Raw genomic sequence first — 22,574 nt, 5'->3', positions numbered from 1 at the left:
TCATGTTTCTGAAATATTATGATCAAAAATCACCGGGTTGTAGGATATTCTGATGAACCAAAAATTAACTCTTGCCGCGTTACTTGCTGCATCTTTAGCTTTCACTGCATGTGCTAAAAAAGACGACAATGCAACAGCGACCACTGCAGATGCATCAGCAGCTGTAGCGTCAGAGCAAATTTCTGCAGAACAGCAAGCGGCGATTGATGCAATTGATCAGCCAGTACTTGATGAAAACAATACCGATGTGCCTGAAGAAGTGGCCAATGCACCAGCAGATGCCGCAACCCCAGACAGCGCAGCAGCGCCAGCATCTGAAGCGCAATAATCCTAAAAGCTCCACAAATTGTAGTAATTTGTATAAAAGTCCCTGCATTGGCAGGGATTTTTTTTAAATACGACGTTTTGTTGCTGAATTGAAACAAATCCCCATGTAGAATATGCAGCATTACCTGGGAGGATATTATGGCTCTTATTTCAATGCGCCAGCTATTGGATCACGCCGGTGAACACGGATACGGCGTACCAGCGTTTAACGTAAACAACTTAGAACAAATGCGCGCAATCATGTTGGCCGCAGATGCGACGAATTCACCTGTAATCGTACAGGCATCTGCAGGTGCCCGTAAGTACGCAGGCGCACCATTCTTACGTCATCTTATTTTGGCTGCAATTGAAGAATGGCCACACATTCCGGTGGTGATGCACCAAGATCACGGTACCAGTCCTGACGTATGTCAACGTTCTATCCAGCTTGGCTTCTCATCAGTCATGATGGATGGTTCACTGGGTGAAGATGGTAAAACTCCGACCTCATATGAATACAACGTAGATGTGACCCGTCGTGTGGTACAAATGGCGCACGCATGTGGCGTTTCTGTTGAAGGTGAAATCGGTTGTCTAGGCAGCCTTGAAACAGGTATGGCCGGCGAAGAAGATGGTGTCGGTGCAGAAGGTGTACTGGATCACTCTCAATTGCTGACTTCAGTTGAAGAAGCACGTTCTTTCGTAGCAGACACCAATGTAGACGCACTGGCAATTGCAGTGGGTACTTCACACGGTGCGTACAAATTCACCCGTCCACCTACAGGCGATATTCTGGCGATTGACCGTATTAAAGAAATTCATGCGGCACTGCCAAATACGCATCTGGTGATGCACGGTTCAAGTTCTGTGCCACAAGAATGGCTGGCAGTCATTAACCAGTACGGCGGTGACATCAAGGAAACTTATGGTGTACCTGTTGAGCAGCTGGTTGAAGCGATCAAGCACGGTGTGCGTAAAATTAACATCGACACCGACTTGCGTCTGGCCTCTACCGGTGCAATGCGTCGCTTCATGGCTGAAAAACCAAGCGAGTTTGACCCACGTAAATTCTTCGCTAAAACGGTCGATGCAATGAAAGATATTTGTGTTGCACGTTACGAAGCGTTTGGTACTGCGGGCAATGCCGACAAGATCCGTCCAATTTCTTTAGAGAAAATGGTAGATCGTTATAAATAATTCCTGGTGAAGTATTTATAAAAAAAAGCCCACATTGCGTGGGCTTTTCTGTATCTGAACCGCTATAGTGCAGCAGAGCAGATCACATAATGCATATAAATAAGAGTAGATCATGGAACTGATTTTAGCAGCGGCCATTTGTAGTGTGGTGGTGTCGATTCTCTTGAAAGTCGCAAAGAACCGCGGCTATTCACCTTTGCAGATGATCAGCTGGAATTATGCCTCGGCCAGTGTGCTGTGTTTTTGGTGGTTTCAGCCTAATGTACAACAGCTGTCCCTCACCGACACGCCGTGGCTGCTGATTCTGGCTTTAGGGGTATTATTGCCAAGCGTATTCCTGTTTTTAGCCAAAGCATTACAAACTGCCGGAATTTTAAAAACCGAAATTGCCCAGCGGCTGTCGGTGGTGCTGTCTTTAACTGCGGCCTATTTTATTTTCCAGGAACAGTTTAATAGCCTGAAAATTGTCGGGATTGCGTTGGGGATTGCAGCGGTACTGTGTATTTTATATTCGCATCGTGGCGGTGCATCGTCCGCCCAGGCGGGTATGCTGTATTTGGCTTTGGTCTGGGTCGGTTATGCGCTGATTGATGTGTTGCTGAAATACACCACCGGTTTAGGCCTGCAGTTTGCGCTGGTACTGAACCTGATGTTCATCTGCGCTTTTATTTTATCGTTGGGGTATATTCTGATTCAGCACAAAAGCTGGGGCAGTGGCAAAAATATAGCGGCAGGCTTAATTTTGGGGATGCTGAATTTTGCCAATATCGCGTTTTATGTCAAAGCACATATGGCTTTAAAAGATTCACCGGCGGTTGTATTTGCCGGCATGAATATTCTGGTGGTGATTTTAGGGGTAATCAGCGGTTTGCTGTTCTTTAAAGAAAAATTAAAACCCAGCACCGCCATCGGGCTGGGTCTGGGTATCATCAGTGTGATGTGTTTAGCTTATGCGATGACGGCTTGAATTTGATGAAGCTGGCAGCAAAAATCAGCGGATGTTTGATCAGGTCCTGAAGTTCGGCAATGCCCAGTAACAGACCGGCTTTCTGGCAGCTCGGACAATGAGGATAATGGCGTTTTTCCTGCTGATATTGATGCAAATACAGTTTATTGCATTGACGACATTCAAACTTCATTGGGAGCTGGGCAAGGATAGACATCTTTCTTCTCCGGTCTATTATTATTGTGTTGTGAAAGGGAAAGCAAAAATCAAGCCGAAATCAGGGACTTTCGTCCCTGTATTATGTAATGTAGTTCTTACAATTTGGTGAAAATTTCATCTTTATTCAGGCGTGACTTGGGTAGTTTAGCATTAAAGTCCTGCTCACTGCGATAGCCCAAGGTCAGCAGCACCGATGGAATTAAACCCTTGTCCTGTAATTCTAGTTCTTCCGTCAGAATCTGTTCATTAAAGCCGCCAATCGGGGTGGCATCTACACCTTCAATACCGGCAGCCAGTAACATCTGACCCAAGGCAATAAAGGTCTGGTTTTCGGCCCAGCGCTGAATATCACCTTTTTCATTGCGGTAATAATCCACATATCCGCTACGGCTGTCTTTCTGGCCCTGCTTGGCGCTGGCATCTTTAAAGCGGCCGCTGACATCATCTTGCTGCAACAAATTGTCCAGATGTTCATCGCTAATATCGGCTTTGGTACAGAACAAAATGGTGTGAGAAGAATCTAAGACTTTAGGCGCATTGTAGGCATATTTCCCGACCAGGGCTTTGGCAATGCGCTGCTTGGCTGCATCATGCTCGGCAATAAAAAAATGCCAGGGCTGGATATTAATAGAAGAGGGGGTAAAACGGAGAATTTCGAGAAAGCGTTCAAACTGCTCTTGAGGAATTTTTTTTGCAGGATCATAGGCTTTGGTGGTATAGCGGCTGCGTACGACGTCGAGCAAATCCATAAAGATACTCCAGCAATAAGGATAAATTGAGAAAGGCTGAACCTTCAGCATCATACGCCATTTTGATGGCTTTGATGGCATATTCGCTGCAATTTTATTGTCAAAATTAACCTTAAAATGTGCTCATCGTATTTTCAGTTATTGCCCGATTAAGTGTTAAATCAAATCACAACAGCGGTTTTGAATATTGGCAATTTTTAAAAATCGGCATTTAATGGAAGTAGGTGTGGACTATAGCGAGCCTGTCGATGGACTATCGTAATCACTTTAAACATAAATTAAAAACCCAGCAGCAGATTGGTTTATGGGTCGGTCTGGCCGATGCCTATGGCACTGAAATTGCGGCCAATGCCGGTTATGACTGGTTGCTGATTGATGGGGAACATGCGCCCAGTGATTTAAGAACCACACTGGCCCAGCTGCAAAGTATTGCGGCCTATCCGTCACAGGCGGTGGTCCGTCCGCCAATTGGCAGTGTGCAGCTTATTAAACAGTTGCTGGATATTGGCGCACAAACCTTATTGATTCCGATGGTGGAAACCGTGGAGCAGGCCGAACTGATGGTTAAAGCAGTGCGTTATCCACCGGAAGGGATTCGCGGTGTAGGTGCGGCTTTGGCACGTGCCACACGCTGGAACAGTATTCCGGATTATTATGCCACTGCACATGAAAATATCTGTTTGCTGATTCAGATTGAGTCAGTTACAGGGCTGGAAAATCTGGATAACATCTTAAAAGTCGAGGGCATTGATGGGGTATTTATTGGCGCAGTAGATTTATCTGCCACTATGGGTTATGAAGGCAATCCGAACCATCCTGACGTGCAAAACGCAGTGGTTGATGCAATTCAACGAATTCGCGCATCGGGTAAAGCGGCCGGGATTTTATCGACTCAACATGACGTGACGCAAAAATATATTGAACTGGGTACCGAATTTGTCGCTGTCGGTGTCGATACCAGCGTATTAATGAATTCCTTGCGTGAGCTGCTGGCCAAATATAAAACCGGAGCGAGCTGGGTAAAACCTGAAGGGGGGTATTAAGCGGTCATTATTAACCTGACAGATGATGCAGGAGGTGGGGATTTATAGTCATCCACCTGCTGCTTAATAGGTCCAGCGTTTCAGTTGCAGGTGAGTGGCGGGCTGTTCGGGATCAATTTCCAGAATCAGTGCCTCATGCGCACGCCAGTCCCCCAGCACAATCCGCTTTTTGCCATTCAGCTCATGGATGGCTGGTCGATGGGTATGACCATGAATCAGTACATCCACCTCGGCCAAAGCCTGCGTTACCGCAGCCGGATTCACATCCATCACTTCATACGATTTAACTTCTTTAGAAGCGCGGCTTTGTTTGCGAAAACCGTTGGCCAGTTTGCTGCGAAAGGACAGCGGAGTTTTTCTTAACAGACGCAGCACGAGCGGATGACGGATAACTTTTTTAAAGCGCTGATAGGATACATCATCGGTGCACAAGGCATCGCCATGTTCCAGACGATAGCGGGTCTGGCCAATAGTGAGGGTGTCAATTTCAGGTAATAATTGCCCGTTAAACTGCTGTAAAAAAACCTCATGCAGTGCGAAATCGCGGTTGCCGACCTGAAAATACAGCTGATTGCCTGCGGCATTAAACTGTTTTAAAGTGCTGACAATTTCATCCAGCCAAGGGGCGGTGTAGTCATCGCCAATCCAGGCATTGAACCAGTCGCCTAAAATATACAGCTGGGTGTTTTGATCCTGATAAGCACGTAATAAATCTAAAAACCCCCGAACGAGTCGAGGGTGATCAGGTGACAAATGTAAATCTGAAATAAACAGATAGGTCACAATCTTTTCCTTGGAATCTCCCAACGCCCTTAAATAACGGGAGGTTGAGAGGGATTCTTATTCAGAAATGATCTTGGCAGATTCGATGACCACATTTTCTAGTGGAACATCAGCGTGGTAACCACGGTTGCCTGTACGTACGCCTTTGATTTCAGCAACTACATCCATACCTTCAACTACTTTACCAAATACGGCATAACCCCAACCTTGTGCAGTTTTGCCCGTGTGGTTCAGGAAGGAGTTGTTTTTCACGTTAATGAAGAATTGAGCAGATGCAGAGTGCGGAGCCTGGGTACGCGCCATTGCAATGGTCCCTTCGTCATTGCTCAGACCGTTGTCTGCTTCGTTTTCGATTGAATCACGGGTTGCTTTTTCTTTGAAGTTTTCATCAAAGCCGCCGCCTTGAATCATGAAACCATCGATGACACGGTGGAAAATTACGCCATCATAGAAACCGTCACGAACGTATTGAAGGAAGTTCTCAGCAGTTTTAGGTGCTTTTTCAGTGTTAAGCTCAAGAACAATACGACCTTTGTTGGTGTTTAATTCGACTTGAGGAAAACTCATTGTGTTATCTCCTAATCATGGACAAAAAAGCCATGGGTTTTTTGGTTGAGAGAAGCATAAGCAAACTGTAAACTACAAGGCAAGTAAAAACGTTATTTTCTTTGTTAAAAAGTGGGAATAGCGTTTTAATTATCCTAAATTTTTATCTAGAAGTGATTTATTAACTATGAAGCCGAATGATGCTGTTTCATCTCTGCCTAACACCCCGACACCAAGTAACCATGCCTCTGTCGATGCTGCGCAGCAAGAACAACAGCCGGGCTTAGATTTTGTGCGTCAGGTCATTACCGATGATCTGGCAGCAGGCCGTACTGAAAAAGTGATCACACGTTTTCCACCAGAACCGAACGGTTACTTACATATTGGTCACGTGAAAGCAATTTGCCTGAATTTCGGGATTGCCGAAGAATTTAACGGTTTATGTAACTTACGTTTTGACGATACCAACCCGGATGCCGAAGAACAAGAATATGTAGATGGTATTGCCAACGACGTGAAATGGTTGGGCTTTAACTGGAATGGCGAGCCACGCTATGCGTCGAGCTATTTTGACCAGTTGTATAGCTGGGCGGTGCAGTTAATTGAACAGGGTGATGCCTATGTCGATTTGCAAACTCCTGAAGAAATCAAGCTGAATCGTGGTTCATTTGTCGAGCCGGGTAAAAACTCACCATACCGTGATGCGTCTGTAGAAGACAACCTGGCGCGTTTTGAACAGATGCGTAATGGTGAGCTGGGCGAAGGCCAAGCGGTATTGCGTGCCAAAATTGATATGGCATCGCCAAACGTACATATGCGTGACCCAATTTTGTACCGTGTGCTGCATTCCGAGCATCACCAGACCGGTGACAAATGGAAAATGTACCCAATGTACGACTATGCGCATCCATTATCCGATGCGATTGAAGGCATTACTCATTCACTGTGTACGCTTGAATTCCAGGATCACCGTCCGTTCTATGACTGGGTGGTGGAAAAGGTAAAATCAGCGGCGGTACCACGTCAGTATGAATCCAGCCGTTTAAACGTCGATTACACCATTACCTCAAAGCGTAAGCTGCGCCGTCTGGTGGAAGGTGGTTTTGTTAAGGGTTGGGACGACCCGCGTATGCCAACTGTAGTGGGTATGCGTCGTCGTGGCTTTACTCCGGAAGGCTTGCGTGATTTCTGTAAGCGCGTTGGTGTGTCGAAGTCTGACGGGATTGTCGATGTGGCAATGCTGGAATACTGCATCCGTCAGTCGCTAGAAAATACCGCAGCGCGTGGTATGGCCGTGCTGAATCCATTAAAAGTGACGTTAACCAATCTGCCAGCAGAAATGGATCTGACTCATTCGCGTCATCCAAACGTAGATATGGGCGAGCGTATCATTCCGCTAACCTCTGAAATCTATATTGACCGTAAAGATTTCGAAGAAGAGCCACCGAAAGGCTTTAAACGTCTGATTCCGGGCGGTGAAGTGCGTTTACGTCATGCCTATGTGATCAAGTGCGACGAAATCATTAAAGATGACAACGGTGAAATTATTGAGCTGAAATGTTCAATCGACCCTGAAACTTTAGGTAAGAATCCGGAAGGCCGTAAAGTGAAAGGTGTGATTCACTGGGTATCTGCCACTAAAGGCGTGAAAGCTGAAGTGCGTATTTACAACCGTCTATTCACCGAATCTGACCCAGAAGTCGGCGATGACTTCTTGGCGAATCTGAATCCGGACTCATTGAAAGTGGTACAAGCGGTTATTGAGCCGGCTTTAGCGCAAGCGCAAGCAGAAGATCGTTTCCAGTTTGAACGTGAAGGTTATTTCGTGGCAGATCAGTATGATCATTCCAGCGAAACACCAGTGTTTAACCGTATTCTGGACTTAAAAGACAGCTTCAAACCGGGCAAATAAAAGCGTATTTCGCTAGATGATTGAAAAAGCCTGCTGGACTCAGCGGGCTTTTTTATGCGGTGTTGAAAATGGAAAGTAAACGTTGAAAGGAAGTAGCACGTTAAATTAAAAAAAAATTTGATTTACAGATGATCCGGTGTGTTATTTCTTTTCATCGTGTTTATAAAACAGATGGGTCGGCATCTGCATTTTGGCTTTGTCGCGCAATTTCTTTTTAATATACAGCACCAGGGCAAAACAGGTGGTGGTCAGGGTCAGCATCATGCTGTTCATATAGCTCATTAAGGAGCTGACATAACCAATGGTGGTTAAGCGGTTCATCATCCGGAAGACTTGCGGACTGCTTTCCACGCCGGTAATGGCCCAAGTGCATAAATGTTCGCAGTTATTGATAATCAGGTGATAATTGTTTTCATGCATCCGTGAACGCATCCGGCGCACCACTTTACGGCCTTTATATTTGGGTTGATCATAATGCTGCACATGCACCGGTTTGCCATGACTGAACTTGTCTAGGCTGGTGATTTCAATCGGATGTTTTTTAAATAAATGTGCAAAACCGGAATAATGAATGACACGACCACGTCCAGCATAAATCCCGTGGTGGGTATAGCCGAAATGTTTGACAATCAGATGCGCCCCTAAAGGGAACCGTGTGTTCTGCTTGAGCATTGTGACATTAGTAAAGTGACAGGTGTATTTTAAAGCTCTAGTGTACTGCTTCTTGGCACAAGAATCGACAGGGTGGCGACAAGAATGGCTGAATTATACAACGATGAACAGGGAACAGATGCAATGAAAAAGTTAGGACAGTACTTTGCGCAAGTCACGGCCAAACCGCTGTTAAAACTGCTGATTCTGCTGGGTGCTTGCAGTGCAAACTGGGCACAGGCACAGCCGCAAATCTACAGCTGGCAGCTGAAACATACGCTGGGTGATTTTGATGTCACGGAAATCCGATCAATGGCGCAGCTGAAGCTGGTATTAAAGAATACAGCACAGCAGCCCTATCGTTATTTCACTGCGCTCCAGGATGATCTGCAACCGTGCCAGCAGCTGGAATTTGCCATGAATGCCGGGATGTTCCATGCCGATTATGCACCCGTCGGGCTGTATATTGAAGAGGGCAAGAGGGTAAGCCAGTTAAATACCCAGACCCAAGGCTGGGGCAATTTTCTGATTCAGCCGAATGGGGTACTGGCCTGGGACAAGCAGCCACTGTTGATGACCACCCAGCAGTATCCGCAGGCCAATGTGCAACCGAAATATGCCACCCAATCTGGCCCGATGCTGGTGATTGACGGAAAAATTAACCCAAACTTTATTCCGGATTCCGATTCCAGAAAAATCCGCAATGGCGTTGGGCTGAAAGACGCCACCCTGTATTTTGTGATCAGCCAGCAGCCAATAAATTTTTATGACTTTGCCCGGCTGTTTCAGCAGCAGCTTAAGACACCGAATGCGCTGTACTTGGATGGTTCAGTATCTTCTGTGTATATTGCGGCCTTAAAACGCCATCGCCAGTACCGCGCAGTTGGCCCGATGCTGGCGTATATTGATGATTCAGCCTGCGCGACTGAGCCAGAAAAATCTACTGGCCAATAATGCCTAAGGTCTGGGTTTGCTGGCTGCAGAGGCGTTTGGCATCTTCAGTCGACATTTCTTTGATTCCGGCCTCAAACTGTTTTTTCTGGAATTGACGTTGTTCTTCCGAAAGCCCCATTTTTGTGCTCAAGCTGTCCATCTTGTCCCAGGCTTCTTCACATTCTGCCGGCATACGGTCGCAGCCTGTGAGGGCCAGGCAGAGCAGTGGAAGGGTAAGAGCGCCGATCATTTTGTTATTCATAGCGGTATCCTTATTGTTATGTATTGAATTAAAAATACGATCAAGACTGATCTAAGCCCTTGAGCATACATGAAAAAAATTTCAAAACTAAGAAATCTGATTAAAATCAGACCAATAAAAAAGGCACCTAGATATTCTAAATGCCTTTTTCTGTGGTCAGACTCTGCTATTGCAGGGGTAAATGTTGAAGTTCATTCAACTCTTTACGGCTATAGCCGCGCGAAGCGAGAACCTTTTTAATACCGATAATCACATCTTCATCTGTCGCTTTTGCTAAAGCTTCAAGAAGCTGTTCATTTGTCTTACAAGAGCAATCATTTTCAACACAAGCAATCTGATTCTTATGCTCGTTTTGCTGTTCCTGAGCGAACAGCTTTTGCCAAAAACTCATAGAGCCTTCATTTGCAACCTAACATAGCTCGAAATATAGCCAATTTAAAAATTAATGCAAGTCGACTAAAGTGATAAAAGCAGCAAACAGACTCTAGAAATTTCGATAGCTTGTAACAGTTTAAACGTAATTATGATGGCTATAAGCCTTGATTATAACTAAGTTGCTTGTTTTTATAAGAAAAAAGGAAGATTAAAAAATCTTCCTTTTCGGACTGAATAATATAATTTGAAACAAATTGTTTTAGATCTTTTCCAGTAAGACACCAGATTCCACATGATGGGTATAAGGGAATTGGTCAAACAGGGCAAATTGGGTGATCTTGTGGGTGCTGGCCAAAGTCTGCAAATTGTCATGCAGCGTATCCGGATTACAGGAGATATAAATAATCCGCTCAAAACGCTGCAACAGTTTTAAGGTTTCGGCATCAATACCAGCGCGTGGGGGGTCTACAAACACGGTATCAAACTGATAGCTGGACATCTCAATGCCGGCTTCCTGCAAACGGCGGAATTCACGCTCGCCATTGTAGGCCTGGGTAAATTCTTCGGCAGATAAACGCGCCACCTGAATATTGTCAATCTGGTTCTGCTCAATATTCCACTGCGCCGCATAGACTGAAGATTTGGCCAGTTCTGTGGCTAAGACGCGATTAAAACGGGTCGACAGCGGCAGGGTAAAGTTACCATTGCCACAGTACAGCTCTAACAGGTCCTGATTGGCGTGTCCGGCGGCTGTACAGGCCCATTCCAGCATGTGCTGGCAAACGCGCGCATTCGGCTGGGTAAAGCTGCTTTCAATCTGTTTGTATTGATACTGGCGTTCAAAGACTTGCAGTTCTTCCACCACAAACTCATCGCTCAGTACCAGTTTCTGGCCACGGCTCCGGCCAATAATTTTAATCTGCAGTTGCTCGGCCAGCTGTTTGGCCAGCGCTTCCCACTCTGCAGTTAATGGACAGCGATAAATCAGTGAAACTAGCATTTCACCTTTTAAGGTTGCCAGAAAATGCACTTCAAACAGGCGATTGGATAACAGCGGTTCTGCTTTTAAGGCATTCAGCAGTACCGGCATTAACTGGTTGATGCTAGCATCAGCAATTGGAAATTCATCAATTCGAATGACTTTTTTGTTCTGCTGCTCATCGCGTTCAAACATGGCATAAAACAGGTCATCTTCGGTATGCCAAATCCGGAATTCTGCACGCATACGGAAATGCTGTTCAGGCGAGGCAAACACCTCCAGCGCTGGAGGGTTAAATTCGGCAAACTGTGCAGAAATACGTGCAACTTTGGCATCAAGTTGTTGCTGATAAGATGAAGTCATATGCAGTAAAAATCACAAACCCATTGAAACAGGGGATGGTAACAAAGTTTCAGGCAGATGCCTAAAGATATTCTGTGCAAACCTTAAATTGCGGTAGCGTGACGGGAGAAATCGAGCTTAGGCTCAACAGATCGGCAGATTAAAGCCGGGAAATAGATCACTTGCGAGAGCAAAGATAAAAAAAGCCAAACCAACAGAGACCAGGGAGAGTTGGTTTGGCAAAGAGGAATAACACCATGAAAAGGGGTGGCTTTAATCCAGCGTCATCAGGCTGGCGTTCCCTCCAGCTGCAGCAGTATTAATGCTGATGGCCCGTTCAATCACCAGACGTTCCAGCGGAATTTTCGGATCATTCGGTTTGAGATGGCTGATGCCGACAATCGCTCCGGCACGCTGCGCTACCGTTTGCTGTAACTCCAGCAATTGCACCGAGCTGCCATGATGCAGCACTGCATCATAATCGCCATGCAGCAAGTCTGGGATCACGCGAATCCGCTGGGCAATCTCTGGCGGCATTTTCGGCAGATATTTCAGCATGAAGCGGTTTTCTGCCAGAACCACCGGCTGACTGCCGACTGCAAAAATCGCCAGTAACTGATGAATCTGATCCAGCTCCTGTTCGGCCAGGGATAGTACGGCATGGCGGGGCAAAATCGTATACTGGTTACTTTCACCGGTTGGGCCAGTCAGGTTAAAACTCTGACCCGTGGCAATTTTTTCCGGTAGCTGAATCAGCTGCTGCGGGAACTCGGCCTGTACCCAGTCCACCAATTGGTTATACAGGGCAGGCATTGCTGCTGCATGTAGAGTCTGCGCCGCAAATGGTTGAGCCAGCTTTTTCTGCGAGCAGTATTGCATTAAGCGGTAGAGATACAGCGGTCCACCGGCCTTAGGTCCAGTCCCGGACAGGCCTTCGCCGCCAAAAGGTTGCACCCCGACCACAGCACCGACAATATTACGGTTGATATACAGGTTGCCGACTTCGGCCTGGGCAATTACGCTATGAATGGTTTCATCAATACGGGTATGCAAGCCCATGGTCAGGCCATAACCTTTGGCATTGATTTGCGCCAGCAGTTGATCAAGCTGTCCATAACGGTAGCGAATCACATGCAGTACCGGGCCAAACACTTCGCGCTCCAGATCATCCAGATGCGGCAGTTCAATCAGCGTTGGTGGTACAAAAGTGCCGTGTTGCAAGCTTGCATCGCTTTGCTTATTCCACATCAACTGATGCACCGGATAGCCCTTAATGCGCATTTTTTCAATATGACGCTCAATATTGTTCTGCGCTTCCAGGTCAATCACCGGACCAATGTCGGTTTTTAGCACATAAGGATTACCCACGCGTAACTGCTGCATGGCACCTTTGAGCATGGTCAGCACCGTGTCGGCATTATCTTCCTGCACACATAAAATTCGCAGGGCCGAGCAGCGCTGACCGGCACTGTCGTAAGCAGAGCTGACCGCATCCAGAATCACCTGTTCAGTCAGGGCTGAAGAATCGACAATCATGGCGTTTTGCCCGCCAGTTTCCGCAATGAGCGGAATGGCACCACCAGTCTGGCTTAAACGTTTGGCCACGGTCTGATTCAGGATTTTGGCGACTTCAGTCGAGCCGGTAAACATAATGCCCTGAATCCGTTCATCCTGACTCAGCTGCGCACCGACTGTTTCACCGCGTCCCGGCAGCAGTTGCAGTACATTTTGCGGAATGCCGGCATCCCATAAAATCTGCACCGCTTGCGCTGCAATCAGCGGGGTCTGCTCGGCCGGTTTGGCCAGAACGGTATTGCCAGCCACCAGTGCCGCGGCAATCTGGCCGCTAAAAATCGCCAGCGGGAAATTCCACGGGCTGATACACAGCACCGGCCCTAGCGGAATGATCTGGGTATTGATGTCCAGATCACGCATTTGCGCGGCATAGTAGCGCAGGAAATCAATTGCTTCACGCACTTCGGCAATGGCATTGGCATAGGTCTTGCCACTTTCGCGGCAGAGGAGCAGCATGAGCGGTTGCAGGCGTGCCTGCATTAAATCGGCAGCACGTTCCAGACATTGTGCGCGTTCATGTTTGGAAATATTGGCCCAGACGACTTGTGCCTGTACGGCATTTCCCAGCGCCTGATTGACTTGTGCTGCTGTGGCTTCCTGTACATGACCAACAATATCCTGATGCTGCGCCGGGTTTAAAATCGCGTGTACATCGGCACTGTCTTCGGTGGTTAAGCCTTCACCCATGGGCAGGGCAGTCCATTGATGCTGATGCAAACTCTGCGTGGTTGTATTTAATGCCGCCAAGTCCTGATCATTGGCTAAGTCCAGGCCGGCAGAGTTGTCGCGCTGCTCGCCATATAACTCATGCGGTAAGGGAATCGCCGGATGTTTCTGGCCGACTTTCTGTTCCTGTTGAGCCGTGGCTAAAATAGTCTGATGTGGATTTTCGATCAGATCTTCAATGTTCAGGGTCTTATCGGCAATACGGTTGACGAAAGAGGTATTGGCACCATTTTCCAGCAAACGACGCACCAGATAGGCCAGCAGGGTTTCATGGTTACCGACCGGCGCATAAATACGGCACGGCACACCGAGTTTCTGCTGCTGTTTCGAGCCGACCACATTTTCATACAATGGCTCGCCCATACCATGCAGACACTGGAATTCGTATTGGCCAGCGTAGTAACGCGCTGGATCGGCCAGATGATAAATCGTGGCCAGCGTCTGGGCATTGTGAGTCGCAAACTGTGGATAAATCTGTTCCGGTGCCGCCAGTAATTTTTTCGCACAGGCAATATAGGACAGATCGGTATGCACTTTACGGGTAAACACTGGATAATCCGACATGCCATCAATTTGCGCTTTCTTGATTTCGCTGTCCCAATAGGCGCCTTTCACCAGACGGATCATCAGACGTTTCTGGCTGCGTTTGGCCAGATCAACCACATAATCTACCACATAGAAGCAGCGTTTCTGGTAGGCCTGAATCACAAAGCCAATGCCTTTCCAGTTATCCAGTGCCGGTTCAAAACACAGACGCTCCAGCAACTCTAAAGACATTTCCAGTCGTTCAGATTCTTCGGCATCAATATTCAGGCCAATATTATAGTCTTTGGCCAGCACCGCCAGTTGCAGCACCTTGTCATACAGTTCGGTATGCACGCGGTCAATCTGGGCACGCTGATAACGTGGATGCAGGGCAGAGAGCTTGATCGAAATCCCCGGACCGGTATAAACATCTTTATCTTTAGAGGCCTGGCCAATGGCATGGATGGCATTTTGATAGTCATCAAAATAACGCTCTGCATCGTGTTCGGTCAGGGCCGCTTCACCGAGCATGTCATAAGAATAACGGAAACCTTTTTCTTCTAACGGTTCGGCATGTTGCAGGGCTTCGCTAATGGTTTCACCAGTCACGAACTGCTCACCCATCATCCGCATCGCCACATCTACCGCTTTACGGATAATACCACGGCCACTGCGCGCCAGCAGGCCAGTCAGAATACCGCTTAAGCTGTTCTGTTTCGGGGTTTCCATCAGCTTGCCGGTCAGCATTAAGCCCCAGGCGGCAGCATTTACAAACATCAGGTTACTTTGACCTAAATGCTCTTTCCAGTTGCCCTGGTTGATCTTGTCGCGGATCAGCAGATCACGGGTTGCGGTATCAGGAATACGTAATAGCGCTTCGGCCAGACACATCAGGGCGATGCCTTCTTGTGAAGAGAGGGAGAACTCTTGCAACAGGCCTTGCACCAGACCGGCTTTACCGCTGGAATTTTTACGTTCACGCAGGGAGTGGGCCAGCTGAAAAGCCAGCTCATAAATTTGGCTGTTCAGTGCATCAGGAATTTCACTGTGCTCGAGTAAATGGCTGACACATTCACTTTCAGGGCGACGCCATGCGGTATTGATGGCAATTTCTGCCTCATTTTTTTCTTTGAATTCAGTGATGTAATCCAAATGCGGTTTTGCGTCGTCGAAATGGGTTTCGCTATCCATCATGTTCATGCCAACATCCTGTGACGATATATTTTAGTTGAACGGTGTACCTTATATAATTTATGATCACAGAAAATATGCCGAATAACTCACTATAATTTTTGTTATTTTTAGAGATAAATACGGATTATGAATGGAATGATGAGTCTAGATCGCACTGACATTAAAATTCTGGATATTCTGCAAAAAGATGGCCGGATTTCAAATATTAAACTGGCCGAAGCCGTCAATTTATCGCCAACTGCTGCGCTGGCACGGGTACAGAAACTGAGCAAAGATGGTTTTATTCTGGGCTATGAAGCCAAGCTGAATCCGGAGTTGCTGAATAGCAGCTTTGTGGTATTTGTGGAAATTCTGCTGGATAAAACCACGCCGAATGTACTGGAAGAATTTTCAGATGCGATTTTGCAGCATCCGGAAATTGTGGAATGTCACATGATTAGTGGTGGTTTCGATTTTGTAGTAAAAATCCGCTGCGCCAATATGGAAGAATTCCGCAAGATTTCCGGGCAAATTTTATGGCAGTTGCCGGGGGTGAAAGAAACCCGCAGTTATCCGGTGATGGAAGTGATTAAGGAAAGCTCGCAATTGAAACTGAAATACCAGCACAAGGCCAAATAAACCGTCATCTTTGTCTGTATTTTCCGTTAAAACCCAAAAGGAGCCGAAGCTCCTTTTTTATGGATGATCAATCAATTCGGTAGATTGCTGTGCTAGCTGTTCATTTCCTGTATGGCTTTTTTGTACTCGGCATCTGACTGTTCAAAGCGCTCAATCACCTCTGTACTTGGTGCCCGGTCGAGCAGACTGACTATTACAATACTCAGACTGGCCAGAATAAAGCCGGGAATAATCTCATAGAGTCCGGTATCGGCCATGACATTTTTCCAGACAATCACGGTCATCGCACCGACTAGCATCCCGGCAATCGCGCCTTTCAGGGTCATGCGTTTCCAGAACAGCGACAGAATAATGAGAGGGCCAAAAGCTGCACCAAAACCGGCCCAGGCATAGGCCACCAGCCCCAGGACTTTACTCGATGGATTGCTGGCCAGCCAGATTGCCAGCATTGCAATCAACAGCACCATAAAACGGCCGACCCAGACCAGCTCTTTTTGTGAGGCATTTTTGCGTAAAAAGGCTTTGTACAAATCTTCAGTTAAGGTACTGGAGCAGACCAGTAACTGACAGCTGAGCGTACTCATCACCGCGGCTAGAATGGCGGCCAGAATAATCCCGGCAATCCACGGATTAAACAGGATTTTGGTCAGCTCCATAAACACGGTTTCCGGGTTCTGATTCACCACAGTCGCCAGTTCTGGAAATTGCTGGAAATAGGCAATGGCAATGAAACCGGCACCAACTGCGCCGCCCAGACAGAGAATCATCCAGCTCATACCAATTTTACGCGCCGCCGGAATGGTTTTGACCGAATCGGCTGCCATAAAGCGAACCAGAATATGCGGTTGTCCAAAATAGCCTAAGCCCCATGCCAAAGAAGATAAAATAGCAATAAAACTTAAACCGGACAGCATCTGCGTGGCATGTGGGCGCGCAGTTTCCAGTAACAGACCAATCTGCTGGCTATGATCACCCAGTGCCAGATAGGTCATGATGGGAGTAATCAGCAGGGCAAAAATCATCAGCCCGGCCTGGAAGGTATCGGTCCAGCTAATTGCCAGGAAGCCGCCAATACAGACATAGCTGATGGTGGCTATCGCGCCAATCCACAGCGCCGTGGTATAGGACCAGCCAAACAGGCTTTCAAATAAACGCGCACCGGCCACCATGCCGGATGCACAGTAAATCGCGAAAAATACCAGAATCACCAGTGCTGAACTGACGCGCAGGATTTTCTTGCGGTCGCCAAAACGGCTGGTGAAATAATCCGGCAGGGTCAGGGCATTGTTTTGTACTTCGGTATGAACCCGCAAACGCCCGGCGACCAGAAGCCAGTTTAACCATGCACCAATAATCAGGCCGATGGCGATCCAGGCTTCAGATAATCCGGCCAGATAGATTGCACCGGGTAAACCCATCAGCAGCCAGCCGCTCATATCCGATGCGCCGGCAGAAAGCGCAGTCACCACGCTGCCCAGACTGCGGCCCCCAAGAATATAATCCGAGAAATCTGTGGTGGCCTTGTAGGCATACAGCCCGATACCGATCATGGCCACGATATAAAATATAAAGGTAATTAATGTGGGATTCAGTTGACTCATATGCCCATCCTTTGTCTGTAAGCGTTCATCCATCCGAGATGATTTTTTGCGCATTTTTTCAAGGAGCTGATTCAAGCATGGAATTAAAATTACGTTCTGTAACATTTCGACGGGATTTATAGCGGTCTTATGTTGCAGTTTGTAGCTTTAGATACAATTGAAAAAATGGGAGCAATGAGCGGAAAATTATTAAGTCAAAATTTTGAATAAAGCGGTGAATATTTTTATTTTTGCAAATATGGAGAGAATCTGTTAAATCTTGCTTAAAAATGGAGTAAATTTACATTATGTTACATCCCGTACATTTAGAAAGAATATGTAATTAAATATTTCAAAAAGTGTATCAATCTTGTGTAGTTTCAGGATGGCACAGGTTTAAGATTTTCTTATGCACAATATTGGTGCGAAATAGTGAGTAAACAGTGTGATTACGGTTCAGACAGAGAAAACAAGAATAGAGCATGATTTGCTGGGTGCTAAAGAAGTGCCGGCAGACAGTTATTATGGTATTCATACCTTGCGTGCCTTGGAGAACTTCCAGATCTCCAATCAGCAGGTCGGTGAAAACCTGCATTTCATTCGTGCTTTGGCGCAAGTGAAAAAAGCATCTGCACAAACCAATTTACAGTTTGAAAAAATCTCCCCGCAGGTGGCTGAGGCGATTCAGTATGCCTGTGACCAGCTGATTGAACAGCCTGCTGCATGGCGTGCGCATTTCCCTTTAGATGTTTATCAGGGCGGTGCCGGAACGTCGATTAACATGAACAGCAATGAGGTGATTGCCAATATTGCCTTAGAACATCTGGGTCTGGAAAAAGGCAGTTATTTTTCTATTCATCCAAATGATCATGTTAATAAGTCGCAATCGACCAATGATGTCTATCCAACAGCCTTGCGTTTAGCGACTTATTACAGTCTGGATGATCTGTTCGTGCAGATGCGTAACCTGATTGACAGTTTCTACAAGAAAGTAGCTGAATTTCAGTATGTATTAAAAATGGGCCGGACCCAGCTGCAAGATGCCGTGCCGATGACCTTGGGGCAGGAGTTCCGTGCCTTTGCCACCTTGTTAAAAGAAGATTTAAAACTGATTGACCGGACCCGTCAGTTGTTACTGGAAATTAACCTCGGCGCTACCGCGATTGGTACGGGTGTAAATACTCCCAAAGGCTATGCCCAGGAAGCGGTGCAGGCTTTAAAAGAGATTAGCGGCTTGCCATTAATTGGCGCAGAAGATTATGTCGAAGCCACCAGCGACTGTGGGGTTTTCATCATTTTATCCAGCACACTGAAACGTCTGGCGGTGAAGTTATCGAAAATCTGTAATGACCTGCGTTTATTAAGTTCTGGCCCGCGTACCGGTCTGGGGGAAATCCGGTTACCGGAGTTGCAGGCCGGTTCTTCGATTATGCCGGCCAAGGTCAATCCGGTCATTCCGGAAGTGGTGAACCAGATTGCTTTTAAAGTGATTGGCAATGACCTGACCGTGACCATGGCGGCCGAAGCCGGGCAGTTGCAGTTAAACGTGATGGAACCGGTGATTGCCGTGTCGATTCATGAATCCATCCAGTTATTGACTCAAGCCATGAAAAGTCTGGATGAAAAATGTATTCAGGGCATTCAGGCCAATGAACAGGCTTGCCATGATGCGGTGATGCGTAGCGTCGGTATTGTCACTTTGCTTGATCCGATTCTAGGTCATGCCAAATGTGATGAAATCGGGAAACTGTGTATTGCTGAAAACAAAACCATTCAGCAGGTGGTACTGGAGCAGGAGTTGCTGACTCAGGAACAGCTGGATGAAATTTTTGCCCTGCATAATCTGGTCAGTGAGGTAACACCACCGGAAGCAGTTTTTGCCCAAGTCAGCTAAGACACTGACTGCTTCAGTAAAACAGCAAAGGCTCAAGGTCATATATTGGTTTTGAGCCTTTTGTGTTTGGCCGATGGTTTTGATTCAACTTACAGGGCAGCCAGCAGACGTGGTTTTAACTGTACCAAACCTTGGGTTGCAGTGGCGGCAATACATTCATATTGCGCCGGTAAATGCTGCTGATTGGCTTTCGGGTCAATATAATAGGCCTGACAGCTGGCCGGAATTTCATGAACCAGACCAGCCACCGGGTAGACTGCCAGACTGCTGCCAATCACAATAAAAATATCGGCATCCTGCACCCATTCAATCGCCTGTACATAGGCCGGTACCGCTTCACCAAACCAGACCACGTGTGGCCGTAGCGGATAACCCGCATCACAGACATCGCGTTCCAAATCCAGCTCGGCGCCTTCAATCGGGTAAAAGCGGGTAGTGGTTTGTGCATCGGGACCGGAGGTTTTGGCCAGCCGGATATTGCCATGCAAATGTAATACCTGCTGGCTACCGGCACGTTCATGCAGATCATCAATATTCTGGGTAATAACAGCCACATCAAAATACTGTTCCAGTTCGGCAATCAATTGATGTGCCGCGTTGGGGTGGGCATTCAGAATATTTTTGCGTCGTTCATTATAAAAACGCTGCACCAGCGCCGGATTTTTGGCCCAGGCTTCCGGTGTGGCCACATCTTCCACCCGATGCTGTTCCCACAATCCATCACTATCACGGAAGGTATTGATCCCGCTTTCGGCACTCATTCCGGCGCCGGAGAAAACAATCAGTTTAGGCATAGGCAGATTCCTGTGTGGCGATACTGTGCGTGACTTCCTGTTGCATCCATTCTACAAATTTCTGAATTAAAACTGAATTTTCCTGACTAGAATGTACCAGATAATAGGAGCGCCGGCCGCTGAGCTGCTGATCTGAGGCCAGTACCAGTTCACCGCTGGTTAATTCCTGCTGAATCAGCATTTGCGGGATGAGTGCCATGCCCATGCCATGACTGGCGGCCACAGCCAGCATCGAAAACAGTTCATGACGCTGTCCATCATACGGATGGGCATGCTCAATCTGCTGGGTCTGAAACCATTCCTGCCAGATGGTCGGTCGTGTAGTTTGCTGTAATAAGGGCAGTTGCTGCAATTGTTCAGCAGCCAGGTTATAACCATAGCGATGGCTTTTTTGTGCCGCAGGAAAATGCCGGGCAATCAGCTGCGGCGAACACACTGGCACCACATCTTCCTTCATTAAAAAATGGGTGTGGATTCCGGGCCAATGATCAATCTGCTGCTGCGTACCGGCATAAATGGCCGCATCAAAAATATTTTCATTAAATAAAAACGGCTTGGTGCTGGTTTCCAAATGGATAGTAATTTCCGGATAGCGCTGGTTAAAACGATGCAGCTTCGGCACCAGCCAGCGCGTGGCAAAGGTCGGTACCACACCCAGCTTTAAGGTGCCACCTAATCCTTTATGCGACATCACATCGAGCGTGCTTTGCTCCAGCCCCAGTAAATAGGGTTTGATACTTTTATAATAATGCTGTCCTGCAGGCGTCAGTTCGACTCCATGCCGGGTCCGGATAAACAGGCTTAAGCCAAGAAATTCTTCCAACTGCTGGATTTGCCGGGAAACCGCACTCTGGGTAATAAACAGTTCTTGCGAGGCATGGGTATAACTGCAATGCTTGGCTGCCGACTCAAAGCAGAGCAAGGCCTGTAAAGATGGAATATTACGCCGCATTTCAGATCATCCTTTATCTGCACAGGTATTTGAAAATAGCATAGATGAAGGCGCTATGATCGCCAATTTGGTTATTTTTTATTGTTTCTTCACAGGTTTTAACGCGATGCGCAGCTCCAGTATGAATATGCTTATTTAAGATATACGGAGAATGCATATCTGCATTAAAAAATCTCGTTTGAAAATATTATTTTTCACACATAGTATCAACACAAACAACGAGAACATTATTCAGGCAGAGGAAGCTATGAATCAAATGGTAAATTCACATTCAGGCCGTAAAGTACATTTTGACTGGCAAGACCCATTCCTGCTGGAGCAGCAGCTGACTGCAGAAGAACGCATGATCCGTGATACTGCTGCAGCCTATTGTCAGGACAAGCTGATGCCACGTGTATTAGAACAGTTCCGTCATGAAAAAACCGATCCGACCATTTTCCGTGAAATGGGCGAGCTAGGCTTACTAGGCCCAACCATTCCTGAACAGTATGGCGGTGCCGGTTTAAATTATGTCAGCTATGGTCTGATTGCCCGTGAAGTTGAACGTGTTGATTCAGGCTACCGTTCTATGGCCAGTGTACAAAGTTCGCTGGTGATGGTACCGATTAATGAATTTGGCTCGGAAGAACAAAAACAGAAGTATTTACCAAAATTAGCTACGGGTGAATATATTGGCTGCTTTGGTCTGACCGAACCGGATCATGGTTCTGACCCGGGCAGCATGCTTACCCGTGCCAAAAAAGTCGATGGCGGTTATCGTTTAACAGGCGCAAAAATGTGGATTACCAACAGCCCAATTGCCGATGTATTTGTGGTCTGGGCCAAAGAAGTTTCACCTGAAGGCAATGTCGGTGACATTCGCGGCTTTATTCTGGAAAAAGGCTGGGAAGGGCTGTCTGCACCTGCGATTCACGGCAAGGTCGGTTTACGTGCTTCCATCACCGGTGAAATTGTAATGGATAACGTATTTGTCCCAGAAGAAAATGCTTTCCCAGAAGTCCGTGGCTTAAAAGGTCCGTTTACCTGTCTGAACAGTGCCCGTTATGGCATTGCCTGGGGTGCGATGGGTGCGGCGGAGTTCTGCTGGCATACCGCACATCAGTACACCATGGACCGTAAACAGTTTGGTCGTCCTTTGGCAGCAAACCAGCTGATTCAGAAAAAACTGGCCGATATGCAAACTGAAATTGCCCTTGGTTTACAGGTAGCATTACGTTTTGGTCGCATGAAAGATGAAGGTATCGCGTCAGTTGAAGGGACTTCACTGATCAAGCGCAATAACTGTGGTAAGGCCCTGGATATTGCACGTCTAGCACGTGACATGATGGGCGGTAACGGCATTTCGGATGAGTTTGGTGTAGCCCGTCATCTGGTTAATCTGGAAGTCGTGAATACCTATGAAGGTACTCATGATGTACATGCCCTGATTTTAGGACGTGCACAAACCGGCATCGCTGCATTCTGTAATTAATG

The 22,574-nt window shown here is 47.0% G+C and carries 21 protein-coding genes; 9 read left to right on the top strand and 12 right to left on the bottom strand.

Going from position 1 to position 22,574, the window contains the following annotated elements; all coding sequences use genetic code 11:
* Positions 1–52: 52 nt before the first annotated feature.
* From FTT89_RS11110 to FTT89_RS11100, 3 genes are all read left to right on the top strand, one after another.
* On the top strand, positions 53–328 hold the full coding sequence (locus tag FTT89_RS11110; protein WP_005178577.1) for a hypothetical protein: 276 nt from the start codon (positions 53–55) through the stop codon (positions 326–328).
* 137 nt (positions 329–465) lie between these two features.
* A complete protein-coding gene (fba, locus tag FTT89_RS11105) occupies positions 466–1,503 on the top strand; it encodes a class II fructose-bisphosphate aldolase (protein ID WP_005178575.1) in 1,038 nt (345 codons plus the stop codon).
* 112 nt (positions 1,504–1,615) lie between these two features.
* On the top strand, positions 1,616–2,470 hold the full coding sequence (locus tag FTT89_RS11100) for a DMT family transporter (RefSeq protein ID WP_160243054.1): 855 nt from the start codon (positions 1,616–1,618) through the stop codon (positions 2,468–2,470).
* Here FTT89_RS11100 and FTT89_RS11095 read toward each other — a convergent pair.
* The gene (locus FTT89_RS11095; protein WP_005178570.1) at positions 2,433–2,666 is read right to left on the bottom strand and encodes a hypothetical protein; all 234 of its coding nucleotides are present in this window, start codon (positions 2,664–2,666) and stop codon (positions 2,433–2,435) included. The two genes, FTT89_RS11100 and FTT89_RS11095, sit on opposite strands and share 38 nt — an antisense overlap.
* 97 nt (positions 2,667–2,763) lie before the next feature.
* On the bottom strand, positions 2,764–3,417 hold the full coding sequence (nfsB, locus tag FTT89_RS11090) for an oxygen-insensitive NAD(P)H nitroreductase (RefSeq protein ID WP_005178567.1): 654 nt from the start codon (positions 3,415–3,417) through the stop codon (positions 2,764–2,766).
* A 248-nt stretch (positions 3,418–3,665) separates the two neighbouring features.
* On the opposite strand from nfsB, the gene hpaI reads away from it, so the two are divergent.
* Entirely contained in the window at positions 3,666–4,460 is a 795-nt protein-coding gene (hpaI, locus tag FTT89_RS11085; RefSeq protein ID WP_075166833.1) for a 4-hydroxy-2-oxoheptanedioate aldolase, read from the top strand.
* Positions 4,461–4,523: 63 nt separating this feature from the next.
* Here the strand turns inward: hpaI and FTT89_RS11080 are convergent, their stop codons facing one another.
* Together FTT89_RS11080 and FTT89_RS11075 are read right to left on the bottom strand one after the other, a co-directional pair.
* On the bottom strand, positions 4,524–5,243 hold the full coding sequence (locus FTT89_RS11080) for a UDP-2,3-diacylglucosamine diphosphatase (protein ID WP_180134093.1): 720 nt from the start codon (positions 5,241–5,243) through the stop codon (positions 4,524–4,526).
* A gap of 57 nt (positions 5,244–5,300) precedes the next feature.
* Positions 5,301–5,810, bottom strand: coding sequence for a peptidylprolyl isomerase (locus FTT89_RS11075; RefSeq protein ID WP_005178561.1), 510 nt, complete (start codon positions 5,808–5,810; stop codon positions 5,301–5,303).
* 166 nt (positions 5,811–5,976) lie between these two features.
* On the opposite strand from FTT89_RS11075, the gene FTT89_RS11070 reads away from it, so the two are divergent.
* The gene (locus tag FTT89_RS11070) at positions 5,977–7,701 is read left to right on the top strand and encodes a glutamine--tRNA ligase/YqeY domain fusion protein (protein WP_180172856.1); all 1,725 of its coding nucleotides are present in this window, start codon (positions 5,977–5,979) and stop codon (positions 7,699–7,701) included.
* A 141-nt stretch (positions 7,702–7,842) separates the two neighbouring features.
* Here the strand turns inward: FTT89_RS11070 and FTT89_RS11065 are convergent, their stop codons facing one another.
* Positions 7,843–8,373 carry a lecithin retinol acyltransferase family protein gene (locus FTT89_RS11065; protein WP_016659043.1) on the bottom strand — a complete coding sequence of 177 codons (531 nt, stop codon included), beginning with the start codon at positions 8,371–8,373 and terminating at the stop codon, positions 7,843–7,845.
* An 84-nt stretch (positions 8,374–8,457) separates the two neighbouring features.
* Here FTT89_RS11065 and FTT89_RS11060 point away from each other — a divergent pair, with 84 nt between their 5' ends.
* Positions 8,458–9,306, top strand: a complete 849-nt coding sequence (locus tag FTT89_RS11060) for a phosphodiester glycosidase family protein (RefSeq protein ID WP_180172855.1) — start codon at positions 8,458–8,460, stop codon at positions 9,304–9,306.
* Here the strand turns inward: FTT89_RS11060 and FTT89_RS11055 are convergent.
* From FTT89_RS11055 to putA, 4 genes are all read right to left on the bottom strand, one after another.
* Positions 9,293–9,547, bottom strand: a complete 255-nt coding sequence (locus FTT89_RS11055; RefSeq protein ID WP_045795440.1) for a hypothetical protein — start codon at positions 9,545–9,547, stop codon at positions 9,293–9,295. The genes FTT89_RS11060 and FTT89_RS11055 overlap by 14 nt on opposite strands.
* Before the next feature lie 166 nt (positions 9,548–9,713).
* A complete protein-coding gene (locus FTT89_RS11050; RefSeq protein ID WP_005178553.1) occupies positions 9,714–9,938 on the bottom strand; it encodes a hypothetical protein in 225 nt (74 codons plus the stop codon).
* A 243-nt stretch (positions 9,939–10,181) separates the two neighbouring features.
* On the bottom strand, positions 10,182–11,264 hold the full coding sequence (gene trmA / locus FTT89_RS11045; protein ID WP_087662276.1) for a tRNA (uridine(54)-C5)-methyltransferase TrmA: 1,083 nt from the start codon (positions 11,262–11,264) through the stop codon (positions 10,182–10,184).
* A 252-nt stretch (positions 11,265–11,516) separates the two neighbouring features.
* A complete protein-coding gene (gene putA, locus FTT89_RS11040) occupies positions 11,517–15,269 on the bottom strand; it encodes a trifunctional transcriptional regulator/proline dehydrogenase/L-glutamate gamma-semialdehyde dehydrogenase (RefSeq protein WP_180134091.1) in 3,753 nt (1,250 codons plus the stop codon).
* A gap of 129 nt (positions 15,270–15,398) precedes the next feature.
* Here putA and FTT89_RS11035 point away from each other — a divergent pair, with 129 nt between their 5' ends.
* The gene (locus FTT89_RS11035; RefSeq protein ID WP_005178547.1) at positions 15,399–15,881 is read left to right on the top strand and encodes an Lrp/AsnC ligand binding domain-containing protein; all 483 of its coding nucleotides are present in this window, start codon (positions 15,399–15,401) and stop codon (positions 15,879–15,881) included.
* 92 nt (positions 15,882–15,973) lie between these two features.
* Here the strand turns inward: FTT89_RS11035 and putP are convergent, their stop codons facing one another.
* Positions 15,974–17,482: a sodium/proline symporter PutP gene (gene putP, locus FTT89_RS11030; protein ID WP_180134090.1), complete on the bottom strand. Its 1,509-nt coding sequence runs from the start codon at positions 17,480–17,482 to the stop codon at positions 15,974–15,976.
* A 424-nt stretch (positions 17,483–17,906) separates the two neighbouring features.
* Here putP and aspA point away from each other — a divergent pair, with 424 nt between their 5' ends.
* Positions 17,907–19,355, top strand: a complete 1,449-nt coding sequence (gene aspA, locus FTT89_RS11025) for an aspartate ammonia-lyase (RefSeq protein WP_016659035.1) — start codon at positions 17,907–17,909, stop codon at positions 19,353–19,355.
* 89 nt (positions 19,356–19,444) lie between these two features.
* Here the strand turns inward: aspA and FTT89_RS11020 are convergent, their stop codons facing one another.
* Together FTT89_RS11020 and FTT89_RS11015 are read right to left on the bottom strand one after the other, a co-directional pair.
* Positions 19,445–20,149 carry a Sir2 family NAD-dependent protein deacetylase gene (locus FTT89_RS11020; RefSeq protein WP_180056947.1) on the bottom strand — a complete coding sequence of 235 codons (705 nt, stop codon included), beginning with the start codon at positions 20,147–20,149 and terminating at the stop codon, positions 19,445–19,447.
* Entirely contained in the window at positions 20,142–21,101 is a 960-nt protein-coding gene (locus FTT89_RS11015) for a LysR substrate-binding domain-containing protein (protein ID WP_005178537.1), read from the bottom strand. The genes FTT89_RS11020 and FTT89_RS11015 overlap by 8 nt, the downstream gene beginning before the upstream one ends.
* A 247-nt stretch (positions 21,102–21,348) precedes the next feature.
* Between FTT89_RS11015 and FTT89_RS11010 the strand changes: the two genes are divergently transcribed.
* A complete protein-coding gene (locus FTT89_RS11010) occupies positions 21,349–22,572 on the top strand; it encodes an acyl-CoA dehydrogenase (RefSeq protein ID WP_180056945.1) in 1,224 nt (407 codons plus the stop codon).
* The last annotated feature ends 2 nt before the right edge of the window (positions 22,573–22,574 follow it).

The organism is Acinetobacter sp. YH01025 (genome assembly GCF_013420185.1).
Classification (GTDB): Bacteria; Pseudomonadota; Gammaproteobacteria; order Pseudomonadales; family Moraxellaceae; genus Acinetobacter; species Acinetobacter indicus.
The sequence above is the reverse complement of the archived record's forward strand: the minus strand, read 5'-3'. Positions and strand labels throughout refer to the sequence as shown.

Coding starts and splice junctions, on each gene's coding strand:
- FTT89_RS11060 (WP_180172855.1), top strand. CDS start 8,458: ATGGCTGAATTATACAACGATGAACAGGGAACAGATGCAATGAAAAAG.
- trmA (WP_087662276.1), bottom strand. CDS start 11,264: ATGACTTCATCTTATCAGCAACAACTTGATGCCAAAGTTGCACGTATT.
- FTT89_RS11075 (WP_005178561.1), bottom strand. CDS start 5,810: ATGAGTTTTCCTCAAGTCGAATTAAACACCAACAAAGGTCGTATTGTT.
- fba (WP_005178575.1), top strand. CDS start 466: ATGGCTCTTATTTCAATGCGCCAGCTATTGGATCACGCCGGTGAACAC.
- FTT89_RS11020 (WP_180056947.1), bottom strand. CDS start 20,149: ATGCCTAAACTGATTGTTTTCTCCGGCGCCGGAATGAGTGCCGAAAGC.
- FTT89_RS11065 (WP_016659043.1), bottom strand. CDS start 8,373: ATGCTCAAGCAGAACACACGGTTCCCTTTAGGGGCGCATCTGATTGTC.
- FTT89_RS11050 (WP_005178553.1), bottom strand. CDS start 9,938: ATGAGTTTTTGGCAAAAGCTGTTCGCTCAGGAACAGCAAAACGAGCAT.
- FTT89_RS11070 (WP_180172856.1), top strand. CDS start 5,977: ATGAAGCCGAATGATGCTGTTTCATCTCTGCCTAACACCCCGACACCA.
- FTT89_RS11110 (WP_005178577.1), top strand. CDS start 53: ATGAACCAAAAATTAACTCTTGCCGCGTTACTTGCTGCATCTTTAGCT.
- FTT89_RS11055 (WP_045795440.1), bottom strand. CDS start 9,547: ATGAATAACAAAATGATCGGCGCTCTTACCCTTCCACTGCTCTGCCTG.
- putA (WP_180134091.1), bottom strand. CDS start 15,269: ATGAACATGATGGATAGCGAAACCCATTTCGACGACGCAAAACCGCAT.
- FTT89_RS11010 (WP_180056945.1), top strand. CDS start 21,349: ATGAATCAAATGGTAAATTCACATTCAGGCCGTAAAGTACATTTTGAC.
- FTT89_RS11015 (WP_005178537.1), bottom strand. CDS start 21,101: ATGCGGCGTAATATTCCATCTTTACAGGCCTTGCTCTGCTTTGAGTCG.
- FTT89_RS11100 (WP_160243054.1), top strand. CDS start 1,616: ATGGAACTGATTTTAGCAGCGGCCATTTGTAGTGTGGTGGTGTCGATT.
- FTT89_RS11035 (WP_005178547.1), top strand. CDS start 15,399: ATGATGAGTCTAGATCGCACTGACATTAAAATTCTGGATATTCTGCAA.
- FTT89_RS11095 (WP_005178570.1), bottom strand. CDS start 2,666: ATGTCTATCCTTGCCCAGCTCCCAATGAAGTTTGAATGTCGTCAATGC.
- nfsB (WP_005178567.1), bottom strand. CDS start 3,417: ATGGATTTGCTCGACGTCGTACGCAGCCGCTATACCACCAAAGCCTAT.
- hpaI (WP_075166833.1), top strand. CDS start 3,666: ATGGACTATCGTAATCACTTTAAACATAAATTAAAAACCCAGCAGCAG.
- putP (WP_180134090.1), bottom strand. CDS start 17,482: ATGAGTCAACTGAATCCCACATTAATTACCTTTATATTTTATATCGTG.